This window comes from Erwinia sp. MYb416, from assembly GCF_037479575.1.
Lineage (GTDB): Bacteria > Pseudomonadota > Gammaproteobacteria > Enterobacterales > Enterobacteriaceae > Erwinia > Erwinia rhapontici.
Genome location: NZ_JBBGYT010000025.1, coordinates 1 through 1,723 on the forward strand (window position 1 = coordinate 1; position 1,723 = coordinate 1,723).

Below are 1,723 nucleotides of genomic sequence, written 5' to 3' on the forward strand. Positions count from 1 at the left end.
CGAAAGCGATGATGCGCACAATCATCGATCTCTGTGACAACTGGCTGAACGTTGAGCGCATCGAACTCACGGTCTTCGCCGACAACCATGCCGCCATTGCGCTGTATGAACAGTTTGGCTTTGAAACTGAAGGCTGCGCCCGGCGTTATGCCTTACGGAATGGCCAGCAGGTTGATGCCCTCTATATGGCGCGTTTCCGGCGGTAATCGTCTCAGGGATGCCGCTGCGTCATCAGATCCTGATCGTTTTCATTTTACCGCGACGCTCAATCTTGAGCACCAATTGCCCTGCCGGCGTGTCCGCCAGGGCAATACGGAGTTGATGAATACCTTCAGGCAGCACTTTACTGCCGTTCACTTCCACCAGCACATCTCCGTTTTGCAAACCAAAGCGGGCCAGTGCAGTCAGAGAATTAGAAAAGAACTCAACCCGATGCGCGTAATAACGAACGGAAAGGATGCGCTGCGGTTCAGGCTCGTCGCGTGTAAAGTGCTGTTCCCGATAACAAAACAGCATTTTTTTGGGTATAAAAAGATAGCTATCAAAGCGTGCCAGAAAGTTCATCCCCAGACCATATGCCCCCTGTTTGTTCTCACGTACCAACAGCTTACCCAGCGGCATCTGATTAAAACTTAAGCCCGTCAGTGAGTATCCATCACTCACCTCCTGGACAGTTAGCCCCAGAACAGGCTGATTGATGCCCGTCAGTACCGCGCTTTCAGGACGTTCGCGGCTTGCGTTAATCAGCTCATCACCGATGTAACTGTAATAGACGCCGGTATCAACCCTCATTGGAACCGGGCGATGATGATAGTCCAGCAACAGTTCAGGCCCGGAATCATAAGCATCGCGGTAGGGAACACACAACGGGTAATCCAGCGTACCGGGCGCTTGCTGCCAGATGCTGAGCTGCCCCTGTTGATTATCAACCTGCCATGCAAACTGGCGAAAAATATCCTGACCTAAAATCCCGTCAATTTTCACACCAGTCACCTGAGTGAACACACTGAGATCCATCCCCAGCCACGGCGCACTGGCGGGCAACACGCGAGCGCCAATCGCTATCGCCATCGGCTGCCAAAGCAGGAGCGCATCTTGAGGCAATGGCCCACCCGGCGTCTGAATACCCGCAGCCAGAATCGCCCGTTGCAACGCCGGAACCTGGTCACCGGGCAGCCGATGCGTCAGCTCACTCGCCAGCGCATTATCAATCACCAGCGTACTGATGCCGGTATCCAGCAGGAAATGATACTGCCTGCCGCTGATGGCCACCGGCACAATCAGAACATCGGGCCGCACGGGGCTCGTTAACAGGGGCGGTGGGGCGGCAGCAGGAGTACGGTCAGCCAGGGCCGATACTGATCCCGACAGCAGCATGGCGGAAAAAATGATGCTCAGTGCAGAATACTTCATAACCTTCCTTGTGGTGGATGCCCCCTGTTCCAGTGTGGGACCGCATAACGTTTACGTCTCTCAATCTACGTTAAAAAGAGGATAAAACGAGATTTAAGCGTGCTAATTGTAGCGAAAAAGCAAAAAAACACAGCATTCAGCTTAAATACCTCATCCAGATATCTCACTCACCTATGACACCTTGGTTTTGCGTTTTTTTGAGGCCAGTCGTGGTCTCCGGCGGGCCGATGATTTTTCCAGTCGGCCCGCATCACATCAATACCCCGCGGTTAAATCATCAATGGTGCGCGGATCTGACGCGCCGTAACGC

Annotated in this window: 2 protein-coding genes; one reads left to right on the plus strand and one right to left on the minus strand. The window is 53.5% G+C overall.

Features of this window, described 5'->3' with window-relative positions; all coding sequences use genetic code 11:
- A partial coding sequence (locus WH277_RS00225) for a GNAT family N-acetyltransferase (RefSeq protein WP_339503663.1) occupies nt 1–206 on the plus strand: 206 nt, incomplete at its 5' end.
- A 25-nt stretch (nt 207–231) separates the two neighbouring features.
- Here the strand turns inward: WH277_RS00225 and WH277_RS00230 are convergent.
- Complete coding sequence (locus WH277_RS00230; RefSeq protein ID WP_339454649.1) at nt 232–1,413, minus strand: aspartyl protease family protein; 1,182 nt, start codon at nt 1,411–1,413, stop codon at nt 232–234.
- Nucleotides 1,414–1,723: the final 310 nt, after the last annotated feature.

Coding starts and splice junctions, on each gene's coding strand:
- WH277_RS00230 (WP_339454649.1), bottom strand. CDS start 1,413: ATGAAGTATTCTGCACTGAGCATCATTTTTTCCGCCATGCTGCTGTCG.